Raw genomic sequence first — 20,838 nt, 5'->3', positions numbered from 1 at the left:
CCGGGGCGCTTCGAGGCGGTCGGCGGCGGGTCAGTCGCCCCGGCGCACCGCGCCCAGGATCTGCTGCTCGGCCGGGTTCGTGACCAGGCGCAGCGGCATCCACAGGTTGAAGCCCGCGGCGATCACCTGGTCGTCCTTGAGCGTGGTCAGCTGCTGCGCCAGCTGCGGCGGCCTGCGCATCGTCTGGCACACCTGCTGCGCCTGCTGGATCGGCATCCGCTGGAACAGCACCAGCTCCGAGTTGACGATCGTGCTGGACGCCTGCGGGTGCAGGTAGGGCAGCACGTACATCGTCGTCTGCCACGGCGAGCGCGGCGGGAACAGCTCCTGCGGCACGTGGCCGCCGTCGTGCAGCACCAGCACCGGGCTGTCCTCGGACGGCCGGGGCAGCTCGACCGGGCTCAGCCTGCGCAGCTGCACCGGCGAGTTCCGGTCCTCCGGGTTGGCCCCGGTCGCCTGGATCACCGGGGCCCACGCGCGCGGGCGCCCGGTCGCGATCACCACGGTGGCGCCGGTCGCGGCGGCCCGCAGCGCGATCTGCCGCGCCAGGTACAGGCCGCCCACCATCGCCATGCGGGTCGGGGCGTTGCGCAGCACGGAGACCGTCACCGGCTCGCCCTGCGGGCCGGAGCCGAAGATCATGCCGCCGCGCTCGCCGGAGGGGCTGGTGACGTCCAGCAGCTTCGGGTCCACCAGGAACTCGGGCGCGACGCCCTTGCCGACGCCCCGGTTGTCCAGCAGTCGGGAGTTGGTCACGCGACGCCCCCCAGCGGGAGGGTCGCGGACAGGCCGGCCACCTGCATCCCGTTCAGCGGGGTCAGGGTGATGTCCAGCTTGTCCGACATCGCCTTGAGCTTGGTGTCGGCGGTGTCGAGCTGCGCCTGGTTGCGGGCGCTGACCCGCACGAGGCCGCGCAGGCCGACCCGGCCGTCCTCGCTGCTCGGCGAGATCGACATGGACAGCGTGGACGACAGCGCGCGCACGCCGGTCAGGCCGTTCAGGTTGGCGCGCATCCCCTTCGACGGCCAGCCGGTGATGGCGTAGCTGGAGTGGCCGACGCCGCCCGCGGAGACGCCCGACCACTTCTCGCGCAGCGACACCGGGTTCGCCGAGCCCGCGACCGAGGTCAGCTCGGCGGCCGAGATGCCCGCGCGGATCAGCTCGTCGGCGTCCAGCGGCCGGATCGACACGCCGACGGACTCCAGGGCGTTGCGGACGCGGGACAGCGCGCCGATGAGGGCGCGGTGCGCGCCCACGACGCCGCCGCCGCGCTCCCGGATCGCCGCGGCGCAGCGCTTCGGGTCCAGCCGCACGGCGATCCACGTGGTGCGCCGGGACGCGGTGGGCAGCGGGCCCAGCAGCTCCAGGTACGAGGTCAGCGCGGGCGAGTTCGCGGACAGCGAGGCGCTGCCGGGGTAGCAGTGCCAGATCACCGAGATGGCGTCCAGCACCACGCCGCGGTCCTCCAGGCACGGGACCAGCGCGCCCAGCGGCAGGTTCGGCGCGCTGCCGACCGGGTTGATCAGGCCGGGCGTCGGGTCGACCAGCAGCACGGCGGTCCAGGCGCCCTGGTGCCAGGCCAGGCCCAGCGGCCTGCGCTCGTGGTCGACGCCCTTCGCGATCACCAGGTCGGGCACGGCCAGGCGCAGCAGCGCGACCCTCGGGTCCTCGGGGCCGATGACGGAGGACTCCTCCGCCTGCGGCTTGGACTCGGCGGGCGCGTCGGTCTTGGCGGTGCGGCTGTGCGAGCGCGTGCTGTAGCGCGCGACCAGGACGATCCACTGGGTCAGCCAGCGCCCGCGCGACCTGGCGAACGCCAGGATCAGGGCGACCAGCAGCACGCCACCGGCGGAGTACATCAGGACCGGGTCGATGCCGTCCCCGGTGGCGCCGATGGCGAGCAGGAGCAGGCCGATGGCGAAGCCGACCTCGAGGACGACCAGGTTGGCGACCGGCAGCGAGCCGAGGCTCGAACCGGAGGCGCGCCTGCGGGCGCGCAGAGCGGAGGCGGGCACCCCCTGCGCGCCGCCACCGGCCGGGCCGGGACGGCCCTGGGGCGGGGGCTGCGGGGGACGGGGCATCCCTGGCCTGGGCGGCTGCCCCCGGCCGGGGCCCTGCCCCGGTCCAGGGCGAGGAGTGGTCACGGACATCCGATCTGGTCTCTTTCCCCTCGGTGTTCTGTGCGCCTCGGGCGGCGAGGAGGATGCCGGTTCGAGTGTCACCCTGTGGGGTCTTCACGATCCCGCGTACGGGTTACCTCTGCTCCGGCTATCGTGCAGAACCGTACCGCGACTGGGAGAGCAGCGAGCCGAGAATGGCATCAACACCCACCACCAAGTCACAGGTCCAGGCGTACCGCTTCGTGCTGCGCCGGATGCAGTCAGCCCTGGTGCGCCGAGACGCCGTCATGCTGCACGACCCGATGCGCACGCACTCACGTGCGACCGCCGTCGGCGTGCTGCTCGGCGTCATCGGCCTCCTCGGCTTCATGGTCTACGGCTTCTTCTCGCCCGACCCCCAGGTCGACGACCAGACGCAGATCGCCATCAGCAAGGAGACCGGCCAGGTCTACGTGGTCCAGAACAACCCCAAGGTCCTGGTCCCCATGACGAACCTGGCGTCCGCGCGGCTGCTGCTGTTCCAGCAGTCCTCGCCGGACCAGTCCCAGGGGGCCGTGGGCGGCGGCGACGCGGCGGGCACGGGCGGCGGGGCCGCGGGCGGCGAGCCCAAGCTGGTGAGCGAGAAGGCGCTGGCCAAGCTGCCCAAGGGGCGGCTGACCGGCATCCCGGACGGGCCGGACGTGCTGCCCGCCGACCCGGCGGGCCGCATCGGCTCGGAGTGGTCGGTGTGCGACCGGCTCGACCTGGACGACACGCTCAACAACCCCGCGTCCAAGGGCAAGTTCGAGACCACGGTCCTCGCGGGCGTCAGCGGCGGCGGTTCGCTGCTCGACGGCAACAAGGCGCTGCTGGTCAAGGCGGGCGCGGACGACGCGGCGACCTACCTGGTCTACAAGGCGCCGGTGAACTCCAAGATCACCTCCACGAGCACCGTGCGGGCGAAGGTCGACCTGACCAAGCCCGAGGTGCGCAACGCGCTGAACCTGACCGGCAAGGAGCCCAGGGCGGTCAGCGTCGGCCTGCTCAACGCGATCCCCGAGGCGAAGGAGCTCGTCGCCCCGAAGATCGAGAGCCAGGGCACCGCGATCGACTACGTCACGGGCGAGAAGCTGAAGGTCGGCGACGTCATCGAGGTCGAGCGCACCGGTGAGAGCTCGGTGTTCTACGTGGCGCTCAAGGACGGCCTGCAGGAGATCAGCAAGGCGTCCGGCGACCTGATCAGGGCGAGCCGCGAGCAGGGCTCCCCCAAGCCGGTCGACATCGCCAAGATCAACGAGTCCCTGCGCCCGGCCAACCCGCTCGACCTGCTCGACTACCCGAGCGAGGTCCCCGACGTCCTGGTGCCCAACCAGAACAACGTCGTGGTCTGCCTCGGGTGGAGCGCGAAGGACGTGAACGCGGGCAACAAGTCGCAGCACACCCAGGTGACCATCGCGCCGTCGCTGCCCACGCAGAACACGTCGGTGCCGGTGCGGATCAACCAGGTGGGCGCGACCGGCGAGGTCGTGGACTTCTTCGTCATGGCCTCCGGCAAGTCGGCCGTGGTCCGCTCGGCGACGTCCACCCAGGACTTCGGCAGCGGCCCGATCCACATCATCACCGGCCGGGGCGTGAAGTACGGCGTCCCGGACTCGGCGACGGCCGCCGCGCTCGGCCTCGGGCAGGACGGCTTCGCGCCGGGGCCCGAGTCGATCCTGCGGCTGCTGCCCAACGGGCCGCAGATGAACCGGAACGACGCGTCGCGGAGCTGGGACTCCATCCCGACGGACAAGAGCCTCGGGACGCTTCCGGGGAGCAACCAGGCGGCGGGCGGCTGACCCCGCCCCGGCCGCCGGGGACGCGCTGGTGAGGACCAGCGCGCGACCGGAGGGCCGCACCAGTCGCGCGACGTCGGGCCCGGCAGATGCCGGGCCCGACGTGCGTTCGGGGGGGGCGTGGTGGGGGCGTGGTGGGGTGGTGGTCCGGGTGGGTGGGCGGCTGCGGTGGGGTGGTGGTTGTGGTGGGCGGGCGGCTGCGGTGGTTGTGGTGGGCGGGCTGCTGCTGTGGTCGTGGTGGGCGGGCGGCTGCGGTGGGGCGGTGGTCCTGGTGGGGGGTGCACGGGGCGGTCGGGTTGTCCGGGGTGGGGTTCCGGAAGCTCGCTCGCTCGCTTCCGGGGAACCGCGCCGTCCCCCAGTTCGTCTGAGGGAAGAGGTCTGGGGGGCGAACGTGGTCGAGCAGGTGGGCAGGGGCAGCGGGAAGGTCGAGGTCGACGCCCGTTGGCTGGAGCTGTACGCGCGGCGGGTCGGCGAGGCCGCCGACGAGCTGGGGAAGGCGCGCGACGAGCTGCGCTCGGGGCCGACGCTCACCACGGCGTTTGGCGACCTCGGGCGCTCCCTGCGCAGCGCCGAGTCCTACCGGCGCGCCGCCGAGGTGCTCAACCAGCAGCTCGACCGGGCCTGCGGGACGCTCGGCTCGGCGGCCGAGGGGCTCGCGGCGGTGGCCGACAGCTACGGCGGGCAGGACGAGGAAGTGGTGGCGATGCTCCGCGCCGTCGAGCGGCAGCAGGGCTAGCGGGAGGACCGGGGATGGCGCGCGAGGACGGCCACCAGATCGCCGCGAGGATCGAGCCGGAGCTGGACTACCTGTCCGGCATCAGCCGCAGGCTCGGCGCGCGCGACCTGGTCGAGGAGTACTTCCAGCCCGTCGTGGGCAAGTGGGCGGACCTGCACGCGGAGGCGGAGCGCTGGCGCAGGGCCGGGCTCGTCGCCGAGCACGTCACCCGCGACCTGACCAAGCCGCTGGGCAAGCTCGACTCGGCCTGGCAGGGCGCGGACGCCGAGTCGTTCGTCCGGCACATGCAGCAGGTCGGGCTGGCCGGGCACGACCTGTCCGACGCCATGAACGTCATGGGCGACGCGCTCGACGCGACCGCCGACGGGGTGCGCGGGGCCGTGGAGGAGATGGCCTCGCTGTTCGCCGACGCGGCGGAGGCGGTGTCGGCCGCCGCCGCGCTCCCGGTGGACGGGGATCGCAGGGTGCTCCAGCACCTGGAGGAGCTGCGCGACCCGGCCCGCGAGCTGCACGAGTCGGTGCGGGACATGCTGGAGGGGTTCCTGCGGCTGTGCGACTCGGTGTCCGGCGAGGGCGAGGACGGGTTCGCCGAGGTGCGGATGGACCACCGGTTCCCCGAGCAGGACTGGAAGTCGTCGACGCCCGCCGAGAAGAAGGCCGTCCCGGACGCCGAGGAGGCCCGGAAGGAGGCCGGGAAGGCGGCTGAGAAGCCCGCTGAGCCCCTCGCGGAGGCCGGGACGCAGAAAGCCTCGTCCGGCGGCGGTGGCGCGGTGGGCGCCGGTTCCGGCGGCGGTGGCGGTGGCGGCTCGGTGAGCGGCCTCGGGGGCGGTGGTGGCGGCTCCGTCCCGCTGGGGCCCGCGCCCGGTTCCGGCGGCTCCCAGGGGCAGTTGCAGCCCGGCGGCTACAGCGCCGTCACCGAGCAGGGCGGTGGCGCGGCCACCAGGACCGCGGCGGCCGCGGGCGCCGGGGGAGCCGGTGCGGCGGGCGGCGCGGGCGGCATGGGGATGATGGGCGGCGGCATGATGGGCGGCGCTCCCGGCGGCCAGCAGGGCGGCGAGAAGGAGCACAAGTCCAAGTTCCGGCTCACCGGCACCATCGAAGAGGTCTACGGGAAGCCGAAGCGGAGCGCGCCGCCGGTGCTCGGCGAGGACTGACCCGGTTGGCGGAGCGGTTCCGGCCGCTGCGGGAAAATTCACCGCGCTCACTTCGGCTTGCCGAAGGAAAGTTCCACCCCTTGGGGCGACGGATACCGCCGTGAGTGGGCGCTGCGATCACCGCGCGTGACGAAAAACCTCGGACATGAAGAAAAGGGCCGTCGGGAGGAATTCCTCCCGACGGCCCTTTTCTTTTGTCGTGTCAGAAAGCCGACTTCACCGGTTTCCGCTCCCGGTTCCGGCCCACCGTGTGGACGACGAACAGGGTCAGCAGCAGCGCCCCGACCCCGATCCCGGTGCCCGCCAGCGCCACGATCATCGGCGTCCTGCTCGGCGGCGCCCCGTTGTTCAGGTCGGTGAAGATCTGCTCCGGGTTCTCCGGCTTCGCCCCCGCCTGCTCCAGCGGCAGCTCGGCCGTGAGCGCGGCGATCGGGTTGACCATGCCCGCGCCGACCTTGTGGTCGCTGCCGCCGGGGTTGCCGGGGTGCTGGGCCGTCGACTTGATCCGGTCCATCACCTGGTGCGCGTTCAGCTCAGGGAAGCGCTCGCGCACCATCGCGACCACGCCCGCCACGTACGGCGCGGCGAAGCTGGTGCCCTGGATGCGCGCGGCCTGCCCGTTCTGGTCCACCGTCGCGTTGGTCAGGCCGCTGCCCGCCGGGTCCAGCGTGACGATGTCCTCGCCGGGCGCCGCGACGCTCACCCACGGGCCCCACACCGAGAAGGACGACACCCCGCCCTGCTGGCTCATGGACGCCACCGACAGCACGTCGTCGGCGTACCAGGGCGGCGAGGCGACGACCTTGACCGTCTCGGGGTCCGCGTTGTCGTTCTGGCTCGCGCACCCGCTGGACTTGCTGTTCGGGTCGCTCGCCACCAGGTTGCCCGCCGCCGTGACGATGACGGCGTCCTTGGTGTTGACCGCCCAGTCGATCGCGGCCTGGAGCTGCTTCTCCTGGGCGCTGGAGCCGTTCGGGTTCGGCGTCTCGCACGCGGTCAGCGAGATGTTGATGACGTCCGCGCCGTCCTCGGCGGCCTTCACGATGGCGCGGGCCAGCGTGCCGACCTTGCCCGCCGTGGGCCTGCTGTCCTGCTTGGCCGGGTCGTCGAACTTGTAGTGCGCGCTGGTCTGCCGGTAGGCCAGGATCTGGGCCTCCGGCGCGGCCCCGACGAACCCCGTCTCCGGGTCCCGCCCGGCCGCCGCGACGCCCGCCACCTCGGTGCCGTGGCCGTCGCAGTCGACCGCGCCGTTGCCCTCGTTCTTGCCGACGTAGTCGCCGCCCGCCTGGACCCGGCCCTCCAGCCTCGGCTGCTTGCCGTTCACGCCGGTGTCGATGACGGCCAGCTTGATGCCCTTGCCGGTGGCGAAGCGGTGCGCCTCCTCCAGCCGCAGCTGCATCTGGCCCCACGGCTTCTCGGCGATCTTCTGGTTGCCGGTGCTGGAGGTGATGCAGGACAGGTGCTGCTTGTAGTCCACGTCCGGGCTGGCCGCGCCGACGGCCGGTCGCGCGCCCTTGTCCAGCGCGGGCGGCTGCGAGTTCGGCGCCTTCTTCGTGGTGCTGCTCGGCGCGCTGCTCGACGGGCTGTCGTCCCCGGCGGGCTGGGCGAGCGCGCCCGGCGCGGTGAGCAGGGTCATGGCCACGGCCGTGACCGCCGCCGCCCTGCGGGTCGTGCGTCGCATGGTCACCAACCTCAGGCCGGGAGGAGCTGGCGCATGACCACGTACATGTCCATGACGGCGAGCGCCAGCGGGAGCACGGCCGCGATCAGGATGGCCTCCAGCACGTCCACGGTGCGGCGCAGCACCGGGGAGAACTTCTGCTGGGGGAAGATCACACCGAGCACCAGCGACACCGCGCCGACCAGGATCAGCGCGCCGAAGACGAACAGCAGCCGGTCGCCGGGCGAGGACTGCACCAGCCAGCCGACCAGCACGCCCGCGCCCGCGAACATGCCGCTCACCAGCAGAGCGACCGCCTGGGCGCCGTTGGCGTAGGCCCGGCCGCGCAGCAGCAGCACGAGGGTGACCACGATCGCCAGGATCGGGCCGAACACCGTGCCGTCACCGGCGGCGATGACCGCGAACAGCGCCGCGACGCTGCCGCAGCCGATGATCATGCCGGTCAGGTACTCGTGCGCGTTCGCCGTGCGCCGCTCGATGACCGCGTACTCCGGGAAGCCGGTGTCCTCCTTCAGGTCCTCCGCGTTCGTGGGGACCATGGGGAGGGGCAGCTTCGCGAGCTGGATGGTCAGCCTGGGCAGCGCGGACAGCGCGGCCAGGCTCACCGCCGAGGTGGCGGCGGCGATGCCGACCATCGGGTGCTCGACGAACAGGCCGATCAGGAACGCCACCGCGCTCAGCGCGCCCGCCGTGGCCGCGGCGATGAACACCGTGATGCCCCGGCCGATGAGCAGGATCGCCACCGCGGCGAAGATCAGCACCAGCACGCTGGCCAGCAGCAGGTTCGCCATGCCGACCGGGCCGGGGACCGCGTAGAGCCCGGCCACGTAGGCCATCGGCAGGCTGCCCGCCGCGACGATCAGCACGCCCGTGCCGGTCGCCGAGTAGGACCGCGCCACGACCGTGCCCGCCGCGATCGCGACGATGGCCGCGATGCCCGCGCTGATGGCGGCGGCCAGGCTCGTGCCACCGCCCACCGGGCCCGCCAGCAGCACCGCGACGGCGGCGGCGGCCAGGCCGAGCGCGCCCGCGATGTGGCCGTACTTGCGGGCGGTCTCCTTGGTCCACGGCCGGTAGCTGTCCGGGTCGGACTCCGCGATCGCGTCGACGACGTCGTCGTACAGCGGAGGGGGAGGGTTCTCGTTGCGCTTGCGCAGCTGAAGCAGCTCGCCGTCCACGACCCCCAGCGACGCCAGCGTGCGGCCGGGGTCGAGCGGGCTGTCGCCCAGCTTGGCCAGGCACCACCCGCCGTGGCGCACGCCACCGTCGGGCGTCGCCTCCTTGGCCATGTCGAGCAGCATCGGCAGCAGGTCGGCCACCGCGACGTCGGCGGGAAGCGCGACGTCGATACGCGTTCGCGGCGCCACCACCGTCACCCGGCTGAACACCGTCGTACCGGTCGCCACCAGCGCCCCCTAATTCCTGGAAGAGTGTGTGCTTGCGGGTCGCCCGACCCTATTCGGCGACCTCGACGCCGACCGGGCGGCCCCAAGTATGGCCCCAGCGGCCCCGCCGGCAGGTCGCTTCGGGTGAAGCCGTTGCCCGTTGTTTTCCCGGACCCACCGACGTGGCGCGCCGTGATGCGCCATAGTGTCGGTTGCCGGTCGGCCGGGCGTCAGCGCCCGTGGTCTGGGCCGAAGAGCCCGTGCCAGGCGATGGTCTTACTAGTTGTGTGAGGTGCCTGTTCGGTGAGCACGCTGCAGTTCAAGCGCATGGCGCGCCTTGCTGCGCCCCGACCGCCCGGCGGTGAGGTCCACCTCGAACCGCCGCCCGAGGTGCCCCGCGTCATCCCCGGCAACATCATGATGAAGGCGATGCCCGTCGTCATGATCATCTCGTCCGTGGGCATGATGGCGCTGATGTTCACGTACAGCAATCGGAGCCCGGCGGCGATGATCATGCCGGGGATGATGCTGGTGTCGACCATCGGCATGATGGCCAGCGGCATGGGCTCCGGGAAGGGCCAGAAGAAGGCCGAGATGAACGAGGACCGCAAGGACTACCTGCGGTACCTCGGCCAGATGCGCGACCGCGCGCGCGAGGCCGCCGACGAGCAGCGCGCCGAGCGCGAGTGGGTCCACCCCGACCCGCAGATGCTCTGGTCGCTCGCCACCACGCGGCGCATGTGGGAGCGCAGGCAGTCCGACCCGGACTTCTGCCACCTGCGCGCGGGCCGCGGCTCGCAGCGGCTGGCCACCCGGCTCGTCCCGCCGCAGACCGGCCCCGTCGAGGAGCTGGAGCCCATCGCGACCCTGGCGCTGCGCCGCTTCGTGCGCGCCCACTCGCTGGTGCCGGACCTGCCCATCTCGATCGCGCTGCGCGGCTTCGCGGCCGTCGGCCTGATCGGGGAGATCAACGAGAAGCGCGGCCTGGCCCGCGCCCTCATCGCGCAGATGGCCACCTTCCACTCGCCCGACGACCTGCTCATCGCGGTCGTCACCACCGGCCGCACCAAGGCCGAGTGGGAGTGGGCGAAGTGGCTGCCGCACGTGCAGCACCCGTCGATCGTCGACGGCATCGGCCAGCTGCGCATGATGGCCAGCTCGCTCGCCGAGGTCGAGGCGATGCTGGACGAGCAGCTGCGCGAGCGCCAGCGGTTCACCCGCAACGCCCCGCCGCCCAGCGACCAGCCGCACATCGTCATCGTCATCGACGACGGCGACGTGACCAGGGAGGAGCAGATCCTCCTGGAGGAGGGCCTGGTCGGCGTCACCCTGCTCGACCTGTCCGAGTCCCTGGGCAACCTGACCGCCCGGCGCGGCCTGCGCCTGGTGATCGAGGACGGCAAGCTCGGCGCCCGCAGCGCCAGCGGCGTGGAGTGGTTCGGCGGCCCCGACTCGCTCAGCATCACCGAGGTCGAGGCGCTGGCCCGCAGGCTCTCCCCGTACCGCATCGGCGGCATGGGCGACGCCGGCGGCGACACCGAGGACCCGCTGTCGGCCAACCCGGCCCTGCTGGAGCTGCTCGGCATCCCCGGCGACCCGATGACCTTCGACGTGCAGCAGGCCTGGCGCCCGCGCCCCATGCACGACCGGTACCGCGTGCCGTTCGGCATCGGCGAGTTCGGCCAGGCCGTCGAGCTGGACATCAAGGAGGCGGCCGAGAACGGCATGGGCCCGCACGGCCTGTGCATCGGCGCCACCGGTTCCGGCAAGTCCGAGTTCCTGCGCACCCTCGTGCTCGGCCTGCTGGCCACGCACTCGTCGACCGCGCTCAACATGATCCTGGTCGACTTCAAGGGCGGCGCGACGTTCCTCGGCCTGGACGACGCGCCGCACGTCGCCGCGACGATCACCAACCTGGCGGGCGACCTGACCCTCGTCGACCGCATGAAGGACGCGATCGCCGGTGAGGTGTCCCGCCGCCAGGAGGTCCTGGCGAAGGGCAACTACAAGAACGTCTGGGACTACGAGAAGGCCCGTGAGAACGGCGCCGACCTCGACCCGCTGCCCGCGCTGTTCATCTGCATCGACGAGTTCTCCGAGATGCTGACGGCCAAGCCGGACTTCATCGACATCTTCCTCCAGATCGGCCGCGTCGGCCGGTCGCTGCAGATGCACATGCTCCTGGCGTCGCAGCGCCTGGAGGAGGGCAAGCTGCGCGGTCTCGACACCTACCTGTCGTACCGGATCGGTCTGAAGACCTTCTCCCCGGCGGAGTCGCGAGCCGCGATCGGCGTCCCCGACGCCTACGAGCTGCCGCCCATCCCCGGTTCCGGCTACCTGTCGGTGCAGGGCTCCGGCCTGATCCGGTTCAAGGCGCTGTACGTGTCCGGCCCCTACCGCCCGGCGGGCATCCAGGTGGCGGGCCCGGCGGCCCCGGTGAGCAGCGACAAGCGCCCCCGGTACTTCGTGCCCGACTACATCGAGATCCCCAAGGAGCCCGAGCGGCCCAAGCCGCAGGTGGTCGAGGTCAAGAAGGAGGACGACAAGAACGAGGAGAGCGAGCTCGAGGTCATCGTCCGCAGGCTCAAGCACCAGGGCCCGGACGCCCACGAGGTGTGGCTGCCGCCGCTGAACGAGCCGCCGACCCTCGACGCGATCCTCCCGCCGCTCCAGCAGACCGACGACCGGGGCCTGTGCGCGCCCGGCTACCCGGCGAACGGCAGGCTCGCCGTGCCGCTGGGCGTGGTCGACAAGCCGTTCGAGCAGCGGCGCGACGACCTGTGGGCGGACTTCTCCGGCGCCGCCGGTCACGGCGCGATCGTGGGCGGCCCGCAGTCCGGCAAGTCGATGATGCTCCGCACCCTGATCACGTCGATGGCGCTGACCCACACGCCCGAGGAGGTGCAGTTCTACTGCCTCGACCTCGGTGGTGGCACGCTCGCCTCGCTGGAGCGGCTGCCGCACGTCGGTGGCTTCGCCTCCCGGCTCGACGTGGACAAGGCGCGCCGCATGGTCGCCGAGCTGACCGGTCTGATCGCCGAGCGCGAGCGGCGGTTCCGGGCGCAGGGCATCGACTCGATGGTCGAGTTCCGCAACCGCAGGCGCCGGGGCGAGATCCGCGACGACGACTTCGGCGACGCGTTCCTCGTCGTCGACGGCTGGATGAACTTCCGGCAGGAGTTCGAGGCGCTGGAGCCGATGGTCCAGGCGCTCGCCGCGCAGGGCCTGTCCTACGGCGTGCACCTCGTCGTGGCGGCCAACCGGTGGGCCGAGATCCGGCCCGCGATGAAGGACCTCCTGGGCACCCGGCTTGAGCTGCGGCTCGGCGACCCGAGCGAGTCCGACGTGGACCGCAAGGTCGCCGTCAACGTCCCGCCCGGCCGCCCCGGTCGCGGTCTGTCGCCGCAGAAGCTGCACTTCCTGGTCGCCCTGCCGCGCATCGACACCTTCTCGGACCCCGAGAGCGTGGCGGCGGGCGTGCAGGACATGATCAACAAGGTGAGCGGCTCCTGGCGCGGGCGCCACGCGCCCTCCGTGCGACTGCTGCCCGACCTGCTGCCGTACCAGGAGCTCATGACGGCGGTCGCCACGACCAACCCGAACCGGGGCCACCTGGTCCCGATCGGCGTCAACGAGGACGAGCTGGCCCCGGTCTACCTGGACTTCGACGCCGACCCGCACTTCATGTCGCTGGCCGACGGCGAGGCGGGCAAGACCAACATGCTGCGCACCATCGTGCGCGGCATCATGAACAGCTACACCTCGAACGAGGCGCTGATCATGCTGGTCGACTACCGGCGCACGATGCTCGGGTACATCGAGACCGACCACCTGCTCTCCTACGCGGTCTCGTCCACCCAGCTGGTCGACATGATCAAGGACGTGCAGGGCTCGATGAAGGGCCGCCTGCCCGGACCGGACGTCACGCAGGACCAGCTGCGCAACCGGTCCTGGTGGAAGGGCCCCGAGCTCTTCGTCATCGTCGACGACTACGACCTGGTCGCCCCGCAGGGCAGCCAGAACCCGCTGGCCCCGCTGGCGGAGTTCATCCCGCAGGCCAAGGACGTCGGCCTGCACGTGATCGTGGTCCGCCGCATGGGTGGCGCGTCCAGGGCCATGTACGACCCGATCCTGGGCAAGCTCAAGGAGATCTCGGCGCCGATCATGGTGGGCTCCGGTTCGAAGGAGGAGGGCGCCATCGTCGGCAACCTCAAGGCCTCGCCGCAGCCCCCCGGCCGGGGCACGCTGGTGACCCGCAAGCTGGGGCAGCAGCGCGTGCAGTTCGCCTGGATCCAGCCGGAGTAAGGGCGCTCGAACGCCGAGGACCCCGCCTTCCCGACAGGGAGGCGGGGTCCTCGGCGTTCCAGGTCGTGATCCGGGGGAGGGGTGGGCGGCCCGCCCGGCCCTCAGCGCGCCCCGACGGGCCGCTTCCCGGACCCGGCTCCCCTGGTGAGCCTGCGCAGCCCCACGTTCAGCGCCAGGCCCGACAGGCGCCCGTACGGCGTGCACGTGCTGTCCAGCAGCAGCGCCCCCTCGTACCGCTCCACGCCCCAGGGCTGGGCCACCACCGTCTCCCCGCCGTCCAGCGGGACCACCAGCAGCAGGTCGCCGAAGCGGCGCGAGTCCACCTTCAGCTCGACCCGGCCCGCGGTGAAGTTCATCCGCAGGTGCTCGCTGACCCGCAACCCGGTCAGCTCCAGCACCAGCGAGGGCAGTCCCCACTCCGCGACGGTCGCCACCGTGCGCTCGCTCACGTGGGCGTGCACCGACCCGGCGCGCACCCGCCCGAAGCGGGCGACGGCGCGGTCGGCGTCGTCCCGGATCGCGGTCGTGTCCGGCAGCGGCACGGCCAGCGGCCGGGCGATCAGGCGCGCCGGGCTCAGCTCGCGCGCGACCCTGCGCAGCGAGCTGTCCGCGTCCGAGCCGCGCTCGGGCAGCGAGCGCACCGTGGCCAGCTCGCGCAGCGCGCACGTCCAGTGGCCCGCGTAGCGCAGCGCGTGCTCACCGGTCAGCTGGTGGGGTGCGGATAACGCGGCTTCCGTCGTCATCTCGGGCTCCGTTCCGGGGTGGCGGGGGCGTTCGGGCGGGAAACCCGGCGCGCACCGCCGATATGATCCAGCCGAACACGCGAACACGTGGGTTGACCACCCCCTTCGGTTGTTCCGCCGGTTGTTCCCCTCAAGTCCTTCCGGCACCGGTCACAGGCTGCTGACCAGCCATCACGTCTCCGTGAGCGCCGATCGGGAATCACCGGACCGGGTGTCCGAGAAGGATGCACTTCCCGGTGAGCGGATGCCAGGGCCCCTTTCCCCGAACCGCTCCGGAAGGCGCTCCGGAAGTTCACCGGAACGCCCCGACCGGGGGACGGGCGAGTTCCACCGCTTCACGCCCGTGAGAGTTCTCACCGGTCCGCGCGGGGTGCTCGGCCGTGGTCCGGACGAGAACCGGACCGGTCACGTGACGGTCGGCGCCCGCCAGGTCGAAGCCACACCGGATGAGCCTCAGCCGGGGGTCGGGGCGCGGTGGTCGGGGGTTCCGCACTGCTGCGCAGTGCGCACCGGGCGGCAGGCCGTCGCACCCATCCTGTATGCATGGTCCCGGCAGGCCCCGGTCGGACGCGGGGAGGTGCGGATGAGCCTGCGCGTCGCCGTCGACTTCGGCACGTCCAGCACCTGCGTGGCCGTCTCGGTGCGCGGCAGGGAACCGCAGGTCGTCGTGGTCGACGGCCAGCCGATCGTCCCGTCCGCCGTGTTCGCCGCCGCCGACGGCACCCTGTTCGTCGGCCAGGAGGCCGAGCGGCAGGCCGCCGTGGACCCCGCGCGCTACGAGCCGCACCCGAAGCGCCGCGTCGACGAGTCCGAGCTGCTCCTGGGCACCACGGTGCTGCCGGTGGCCGACGCGGTGCGCGCCGTGCTGTCCCGCGCCGTGGACGAGGCCAGGCGCTTCGCGGGCGGCGCCCCGGTCGACCAGCTCGTGCTCACCCACCCCGCCGCGTGGGGCCCGGTGCGCACCGGCGTGCTGCTGCGGGCCGCGCACGGGCTGGGCCGCGAGGTCCGGCTGGTGCCGGAACCGGTCGCCGCCGCGGTGTTCCACTCCGCGTCGCACGCGGTGCCCGAGGGCGCCGCGCTGGCCGTGCTCGATCTGGGCGGCGGCACGGTCGACGCCAGCGTCGTGGTGCGCCGCGCCGGGGCGTTCCAGGTGCTGGCCACCGAGGGCGACCCCGGCTTCGGCGGCGCGGACATCGACCAGGCGCTGCTGGAGCACATCGGCGGCTCGCTCGCCGAGGCCGACCGCGCGGCGTGGGCGCAGCTCGTGGAGGGGCGGGAGCTGGCCGACCGGCGCAAGCGGCGGGTGCTGCGGCAGGACGTGCGCGGCGCCAAGGAGACCCTGTCCCGGCACTCCTACACCGACGTGCCGCTGCCGCCGCCGCTGCCCGACGCGCACGTGACCAGGCTCGACCTGGAGCGGCTGGTGGCCGAGCCGCTGGCGCGGGCCGCCGGGCTGGTGGCCTCCACCGCGCGCGCCGCCGGGCTGGAGCCCGGCGCGCTGGCGGCGGTGTTCCTGGTCGGCGGCACGAGCCGGGTGCCGCTGGTGGCGCGGCTGGTGCTGGAGCAGACCGGCGCGGTGCCGACCAGCATCGACCAGCCGGAGACCGTGGTGGCCAGGGGCGCGCTGCTCGCGTCCGCGCCCGGTCCGGCCGACAAGCCCCGCGCGTCCGGGACCGAGGGCCCGACCACCCGGATCACCCCGGCCGACGAGGCCGCCACCCGCAAGCTCACCGCGGGGGAGATCCCCCGGACCGACGGGCCCACCCGCAAGATCACCCGGCGGATGACGATGCCGCCGCAGCCCGGCCCGTTCGCCCCGCAGCCCCCGTCCCCGCAGTCCCCGTCGCAGCCCCTGCCCCAGCAGCTCCCGCCCCCGCTGCCGCCGCCCCGGCTGACCCACTTCCCGAGCACCCTCCCGCCGCAGCCGCGCCCGCCCGCGCGCCGCAGCCGGGTGCCGCTGGTGGTCGGCGGGGTGCTCGCGCTGGTCCTCGTGGTCGGCGCGGCCACCGCCTACGCGCTCGCGGGCGGCTGGTGGTCCGGATCGGGTCCCGGTCCGAGCCCGTCCCCGCCGCCCGCCGCCGACGAGCGCGTCACGGCCCAGTACGACTACCGCTTCTCCCGGCCCGAGGGCTGGGAGCAGTCCGGCAGCGACGCGCAGGAGCGCAGGGTGCAGCTCAAGCCCTCGGGCTCGGCGGGCGACGGGGCCGTGCTCGTCGTGCAGGAGCGCAAGCTCAACTACGACGCGACCGCCGAACCCGGCCGCGCGGAGGCCGAGCTGCGCGCCCAGTACGAGGCGGGCGGGGGCAACTTGTCCGATTTCGACGCGCGGGCGTCGTTCGCGGACAAGGATGTGGTGCGCTTCCGCGAAGCGGGCCAGGGCGCCTCGACCGACTGGTACGTGGTGTTCCAGGGGCGCGTGCAGGTCAGCGTCGGCTGCCGGTACGCGGACCAGGACCGCGAGCGGGTGCGGTCCGCCTGCGAGCACGTGGTGCGGACCCTGTCCGTGACGAGCTGACGCTGGAGCAGAGGGCATGACCGGCATCCAGGACGCCTACGCCAGGTTCCGCTCGGACCTGGCCGCCGCCACCACCAGGGCGAGCAGGGCCTCGGGCGAGGGCGGCGCGCGCAACGCGGCCCTGCGCTCGGCCACCCGCGCGCTGGCCGACCGGGCGCGGGCGGGCGCGCCCGACCCGGCGTCGACCGGGACCTCGCCGGACGTCCGCAGGGTGGCGGGCGGCTGGCGCGAGAGCCGGGGGCTTCCCGTCGAGAATTTGCCCTCGGAAATTCCGGGTTCCGCCGGGGAATCGCAAGCGCAAACGGGAGCGAATGCAAATCAGGTGCACGAGCAAACGCGACCGGCGTCACGTCCCGTGGCCGCCCGAGGGGCTCACCCGTCAGTGGAGCAGGGCGATGACGAGGACTTTTCGCAAGCGCGAATCATGAGCTGAGGCGCGGACCACGTCACTGAGCGTTTACAAGCGCAACTACTTCCGGGGAATGCGCGACAGCGGGGAACCGGTCGTGGCAGTGTCTGCGTCGGAACGTCGTGCCGGCCCGGCACAAGCTTGATCTCATTGACCTAGGGGGTCACACGCAATGGCTGGTTACTCCACCGGAACTCCCGAGCTCCAGAACGCGGCTCGGGACATCACCAACACCAACGGCAACGTCCAGGGCATCCTGGGCCAGCTGCGGAGCACGGTGGACTCGCTCGCCCCCGCGTGGGTGGGTAACGCCGCCGACTCGTTCAACAAGCTGATCGAGCGCTTCAACGACGACGCCCGCAAGCTGAACGAGGCGCTGCTCGCCATCGCGAACGAGATGGACAGCACGGCCGCGACCTACATCCAGCAGGAAGAGGAGCAGGCGCAGGAGATGTCCACGATCGCGAACCGCCTCGGCGGCGGTTTCTGATCGTTGGGAATTCATTCCCACGCTCTCTTCGCTCCACCTGCAATTCTTTTTCCGCTGTGTAGCTTCACTTCCTAGGGGAGATCATGAACGACCAGATCAAGGTTGACTTCGGGCAGCTGTCGGGCGCTGCCGGCGACATCTCGGGCCACGCGACCAAGGTCCAGACCGAGCTGGACGAGCTCAAGCAGCGCATCGCCCCCGTCGTGGCGCAGTGGGACGGTGTCTCCTCCGAGACCTACCAGGAGGCGCAGCGCAAGTGGGACACCGCCGCCGCCGACCTCCAGCAGGTCCTCGCGTCCATCGGCACCGCGGTCGCCGCGGCCACCGAGGCCTACCAGTCCGCTGAGCAGCGGAACACCGGCCGCTGGGGCTGATCCCCGCTCGCGGTCCGCTGCGACCGCGTTCGCCAGCCGCGCCGCGGGCCCCGCGACCTCACGGTCGCGGGGCCTCGGCACGTGCGGGGGCAGGCGCCCCGGCGCGTCCCTGAACACCGGTCACCGAGCGTGACGGGGGGGTCGTTTTGACCCGCCCGACACCCAACCGGTATCTTCCTACTTTGTTGTGCGGTACCTGGGTGCGCCCACTGCGCTCCTCGTGTTCTGGTCCTTGCCCGTGTTGGGGTCCGGCCTGAGCAGCCGCCGCAATGACCCCAGACGCAAGTGACGACGAGGTAGACCCGTGCGCACGTACAGCCCGAAGCCCGGCGAGGTGACCCGCGCCTGGCACGTGATCGACGCCCAGGACCTGGTGCTCGGTCGGCTCGCCACCCAGGCCGCGACGCTGCTGCGCGGCAAGCACAAGCCGACCTACGCCCCACACGTTGACACCGGTGACTTCGTCATCGTCATCAACGCCGACAAGGTGGCGCTGACCGGCAAGAAGCGGGAGCAGGCCTTCGCCTACCGCCACTCCGGCCACCCCGGTGGTCTGAGCAAGCAGTCGTTCGGCGAGCTGCTCGACACCCGCGCCGACCGCTTGGTCGAGAAGGCGATCAAGGGCATGCTGCCCAAGAACCGCCTCGGCCGCGCGATGGCCTCCAAGCTGAAGGTCTACACCGGCTCGGAGCACCCGCACGCTGCGCAGCAGCCGCAGCCGTTCGAGATCAAGAAGGTCGCCCAGTGACCGAGCAGAACGAGGAAGTCGCCGTGAGCACCCCTGAGACCGAGAACGACGCCGTCGAGGCGGCGGAGGTCGCCGAGTTCGACGCCGTCGAGGCCGAGGCCACCGAGGGCGAGGCCGCTGAGGCCGACGCCGTCGAGGGCGACGCCGACGCCACCGTCGAGGGCGACGCCGTCGAGGGCGACGCCTCCGACGTCGAGGTCGAGGAGGGCGAGGTCGAGGAGGAGTCCGCTCCCGTCGTCCTCCACCAGCTGAACGGCGCGCCGCACCTGGCGCAGACCGTCGGCCGCCGCAAGGAGGCGATCGTCCGCGTTCGCCTGCTGCCCGGCACCGGCAAGTTCACGCTCAACGGCAAGACGATGGACCAGTACTTCCCGAACAAGGTCCACCAGCAGCTCATCCGCGAGCCCCTGGTCACGACCGAGAAGCCCGAGACGTTCGACGTCATCGCGAACCTGCGCGGCGGCGGCACCACCGGCCAGGCCGGTGCGCTGCGCCTCGCGATCGCCCGCGCGCTGATCGCCGTCGACTCCGAGGACCGCCCGGTCCTCAAGAAGGCCGGCTTCCTCACCCGCGACCCCAGGGTCAAGGAGCGGAAGAAGTACGGTCTGAAGAAGGCCCGCAAGGCGCCTCAGTACAGCAAGCGCTGACCCCCTCACCGGGACGGCGAGCACCACACTGCGGGAGCAGCGGTTCACCGAACCGCTGCTCCCGCAGTGCTGTGCGTGGGTCTCGCCACCGCTTCGACCACACGGAGGCCCTCAGATCATGGCTCGGCTGTTCGGCACCGACGGCGTTCGCGGACTCGCGAACGCCGACCTCACCCCGGAACTCGCGCTCTCCGTCGCCGCCTCCGCAGCGCGGGTGCTCGCCGAGCACGACCGGTCCCACCGCCCCGTCGCGGTGGTCGGCCGCGACCCCAGGGCCAGCGGCGAGATGCTGGAGGCCGCCGTCGTGGCGGGCCTGGCCAGCGCGGGCGCGGACGTGCTGCGCGTGGGCGTGCTGCCCACGCCCGCCGTCGCGCACCTGGTCGGCGCGCTCGGCGCCGACGTGGGCGTGATGATCTCCGCCTCGCACAACCCCATGCCGGACAACGGGGTGAAGCTGTTCGCCGCCGGTGGGCACAAGCTGCCCGACGCCGTCGAGGACGAGATCGAGCAGAAGCTCGGCGAAGGCGCGCACCGCCCGACCGGCGCCGAGGTGGGCCGGGTCCGCGACGTGCCGGACGCGCTCAGCCAGTACGTCGAGCACCTGCTGAAGGTCGTGCCCAGCAGGCTGGACGGCCTGAAGGTCGTGGTCGACTGCGCGAACGGCGCGGCGTCCGGCGCGGCCCCCGAGGCGTACCGCAGGGCGGGCGCGGAGGTCGTCGAGATCAACGCGGCCCCGAACGGCCTGAACATCAACGAGGACTGCGGCTCGAACCACATCGGGCAGCTGCGCGCCGCGGTGCTGGAGCACGGCGCCGACCTCGGCATCGCGCACGACGGCGACGCGGACCGCTGCGCCGCCGTGGACGCGAACGGCGACGAGGTCGACGGCGACCAGATCATGGCGGTGCTCGCGCTGGCCATGCAGGAAGCGGGCGAGCTGACCGACAACACGCTGGTCGTGACGGTCATGAGCAACCTGGGCCTGCACCTGGCGATGCGCGAGCACGGCATCGCGCTGCGCACCACGGCGGTCGGCGACCGGTACGTGGTGGAGGAGCTGCGCGCGGGCGGCTACGCCCTGGGCGGCGAGCAGTCGGGCCACGTCGTGCTGCCCGCGCACGCCACCACCGGCGACGGCCTGCTCACGGCCCTGCGCCTGATGGCCCGCGTCGCGTCGACGGGCAAGCCGCTGGCGGACCTGGCGGGCGTGATGCGCAGGCTCCCGCAGGTCCTGCTGAACGTCGTGGTCTCCGACAAGGCGACGGTGGCCGCGGCCCCGTCCGTGGCGGAGGCCGTGGCGGCCGTGACGGAGGAGCTGGGCGACACGGGACGCGTGCTGCTGCGGCCCTCGGGCACGGAGCAGCTGGTGCGCGTGATGGTCGAGGCGCCGACGCACGAGCTCGCCGAATCGGCGGCGCAGCGCTTGGCGGGCGTGGTCAGCGCGGTCCGCTGAGACCGAGCGGCCGGACCTGACTCGGGGCGCCCCTTCCAGGGCGCCCCGAGTTTTTTTCGGGCCGCCGCGCGGAAGCCGGGCCCGGTGTCCGAGGCGCGCGATCCACGGGGTGCGCGCGACCGGGCGGGGGGATGCCGTCCGAGGACGATCCTGGCTCCCGCCCCCGGAATCGCCGCCAGCGCCCCTCGCGGGCTGTTCGCTCCGGCAAAGACGATGCGGAATCCGCTGTTCAGCGGAGGGTCGCCTGGCAGGCTGTGCACGGAA

Annotated in this window: 16 protein-coding genes; 11 read left to right on the top strand and 5 right to left on the bottom strand. The window is 72.6% G+C overall.

All coding sequences use genetic code 11. The annotated features are described in order from the left end of the window. Positions 1–30: 30 nt before the first annotated feature. Together AMIR_RS32590 and eccE are read right to left on the bottom strand one after the other, a co-directional pair. On the bottom strand, positions 31–756 hold the full coding sequence (locus tag AMIR_RS32590) for a hypothetical protein (protein ID WP_015805260.1): 726 nt from the start codon (positions 754–756) through the stop codon (positions 31–33). Beyond that, the gene (gene eccE / locus AMIR_RS32585) at positions 753–2,081 is read right to left on the bottom strand and encodes a type VII secretion protein EccE (RefSeq protein WP_015805259.1); all 1,329 of its coding nucleotides are present in this window, start codon (positions 2,079–2,081) and stop codon (positions 753–755) included. The genes AMIR_RS32590 and eccE overlap by 4 nt, the downstream gene beginning before the upstream one ends. A gap of 233 nt (positions 2,082–2,314) precedes the next feature. Between eccE and eccB the strand changes: the two genes are divergently transcribed. The 3 genes from eccB to AMIR_RS43005 all read left to right on the top strand — a co-directional run bounded on the left by eccB (position 2,315) and on the right by AMIR_RS43005 (position 5,824). After that, the gene (eccB, locus tag AMIR_RS32580) at positions 2,315–3,937 is read left to right on the top strand and encodes a type VII secretion protein EccB (protein WP_015805258.1); all 1,623 of its coding nucleotides are present in this window, start codon (positions 2,315–2,317) and stop codon (positions 3,935–3,937) included. A 388-nt stretch (positions 3,938–4,325) separates the two neighbouring features. Continuing rightward, on the top strand, positions 4,326–4,670 hold the full coding sequence (locus tag AMIR_RS32575) for a hypothetical protein (protein WP_015805257.1): 345 nt from the start codon (positions 4,326–4,328) through the stop codon (positions 4,668–4,670). 14 nt (positions 4,671–4,684) lie between these two features. Then, positions 4,685–5,824, top strand: a complete 1,140-nt coding sequence (locus AMIR_RS43005) for a WXG100 family type VII secretion target (RefSeq protein ID WP_015805256.1) — start codon at positions 4,685–4,687, stop codon at positions 5,822–5,824. Between the two features lie 202 nt (positions 5,825–6,026). On the opposite strand, the gene mycP is transcribed toward AMIR_RS43005, so the two are convergent. Both mycP and eccD read right to left on the bottom strand, forming a co-directional pair. Further along, entirely contained in the window at positions 6,027–7,505 is a 1,479-nt protein-coding gene (mycP, locus tag AMIR_RS32565; RefSeq protein WP_015805255.1) for a type VII secretion-associated serine protease mycosin, read from the bottom strand. 11 nt (positions 7,506–7,516) lie between these two features. After that, positions 7,517–8,911: a type VII secretion integral membrane protein EccD gene (gene eccD / locus AMIR_RS32560; RefSeq protein WP_015805254.1), complete on the bottom strand. Its 1,395-nt coding sequence runs from the start codon at positions 8,909–8,911 to the stop codon at positions 7,517–7,519. A gap of 282 nt (positions 8,912–9,193) precedes the next feature. Between eccD and AMIR_RS32555 the strand changes: the two genes are divergently transcribed. Further along, positions 9,194–13,195 carry a type VII secretion protein EccC gene (locus tag AMIR_RS32555; protein WP_015805253.1) on the top strand — a complete coding sequence of 1,334 codons (4,002 nt, stop codon included), beginning with the start codon at positions 9,194–9,196 and terminating at the stop codon, positions 13,193–13,195. A 101-nt stretch (positions 13,196–13,296) separates the two neighbouring features. Here the strand turns inward: AMIR_RS32555 and AMIR_RS32550 are convergent, their stop codons facing one another. Then, positions 13,297–13,938, bottom strand: coding sequence for a hypothetical protein (locus AMIR_RS32550; protein WP_015805252.1), 642 nt, complete (start codon positions 13,936–13,938; stop codon positions 13,297–13,299). Positions 13,939–14,521: 583 nt separating this feature from the next. Between AMIR_RS32550 and AMIR_RS32545 the strand changes: the two genes are divergently transcribed. The 7 genes from AMIR_RS32545 to glmM all read left to right on the top strand — a co-directional run bounded on the left by AMIR_RS32545 (position 14,522) and on the right by glmM (position 20,574). Continuing rightward, a complete protein-coding gene (locus AMIR_RS32545; protein ID WP_015805251.1) occupies positions 14,522–16,453 on the top strand; it encodes a type VII secretion-associated protein in 1,932 nt (643 codons plus the stop codon). 16 nt (positions 16,454–16,469) lie between these two features. After that, a complete protein-coding gene (locus AMIR_RS32540; protein WP_015805250.1) occupies positions 16,470–16,886 on the top strand; it encodes a histidine kinase in 417 nt (138 codons plus the stop codon). Positions 16,887–17,034: 148 nt separating this feature from the next. Further along, positions 17,035–17,352 carry a WXG100 family type VII secretion target gene (locus AMIR_RS32535; RefSeq protein WP_015805249.1) on the top strand — a complete coding sequence of 106 codons (318 nt, stop codon included), beginning with the start codon at positions 17,035–17,037 and terminating at the stop codon, positions 17,350–17,352. A gap of 83 nt (positions 17,353–17,435) precedes the next feature. Further along, complete coding sequence (locus AMIR_RS32530) at positions 17,436–17,726, top strand: WXG100 family type VII secretion target (protein ID WP_015805248.1); 291 nt, start codon at positions 17,436–17,438, stop codon at positions 17,724–17,726. Positions 17,727–18,030: 304 nt separating this feature from the next. Beyond that, positions 18,031–18,474: a 50S ribosomal protein L13 gene (rplM, locus tag AMIR_RS32525; protein WP_015805247.1), complete on the top strand. Its 444-nt coding sequence runs from the start codon at positions 18,031–18,033 to the stop codon at positions 18,472–18,474. A 23-nt stretch (positions 18,475–18,497) separates the two neighbouring features. Beyond that, the gene (gene rpsI / locus AMIR_RS42485; RefSeq protein WP_041838585.1) at positions 18,498–19,121 is read left to right on the top strand and encodes a 30S ribosomal protein S9; all 624 of its coding nucleotides are present in this window, start codon (positions 18,498–18,500) and stop codon (positions 19,119–19,121) included. Between the two features lie 118 nt (positions 19,122–19,239). After that, positions 19,240–20,574: a phosphoglucosamine mutase gene (gene glmM / locus AMIR_RS32515; RefSeq protein WP_015805245.1), complete on the top strand. Its 1,335-nt coding sequence runs from the start codon at positions 19,240–19,242 to the stop codon at positions 20,572–20,574. The last annotated feature ends 264 nt before the right edge of the window (positions 20,575–20,838 follow it).

The organism is Actinosynnema mirum DSM 43827 (genome assembly GCF_000023245.1).
Classification (GTDB): domain Bacteria; phylum Actinomycetota; class Actinomycetes; order Mycobacteriales; family Pseudonocardiaceae; genus Actinosynnema; species Actinosynnema mirum.
Note: the sequence above shows the minus strand (reverse complement) of the source record. Positions and strands in the feature narration are given on the sequence as shown.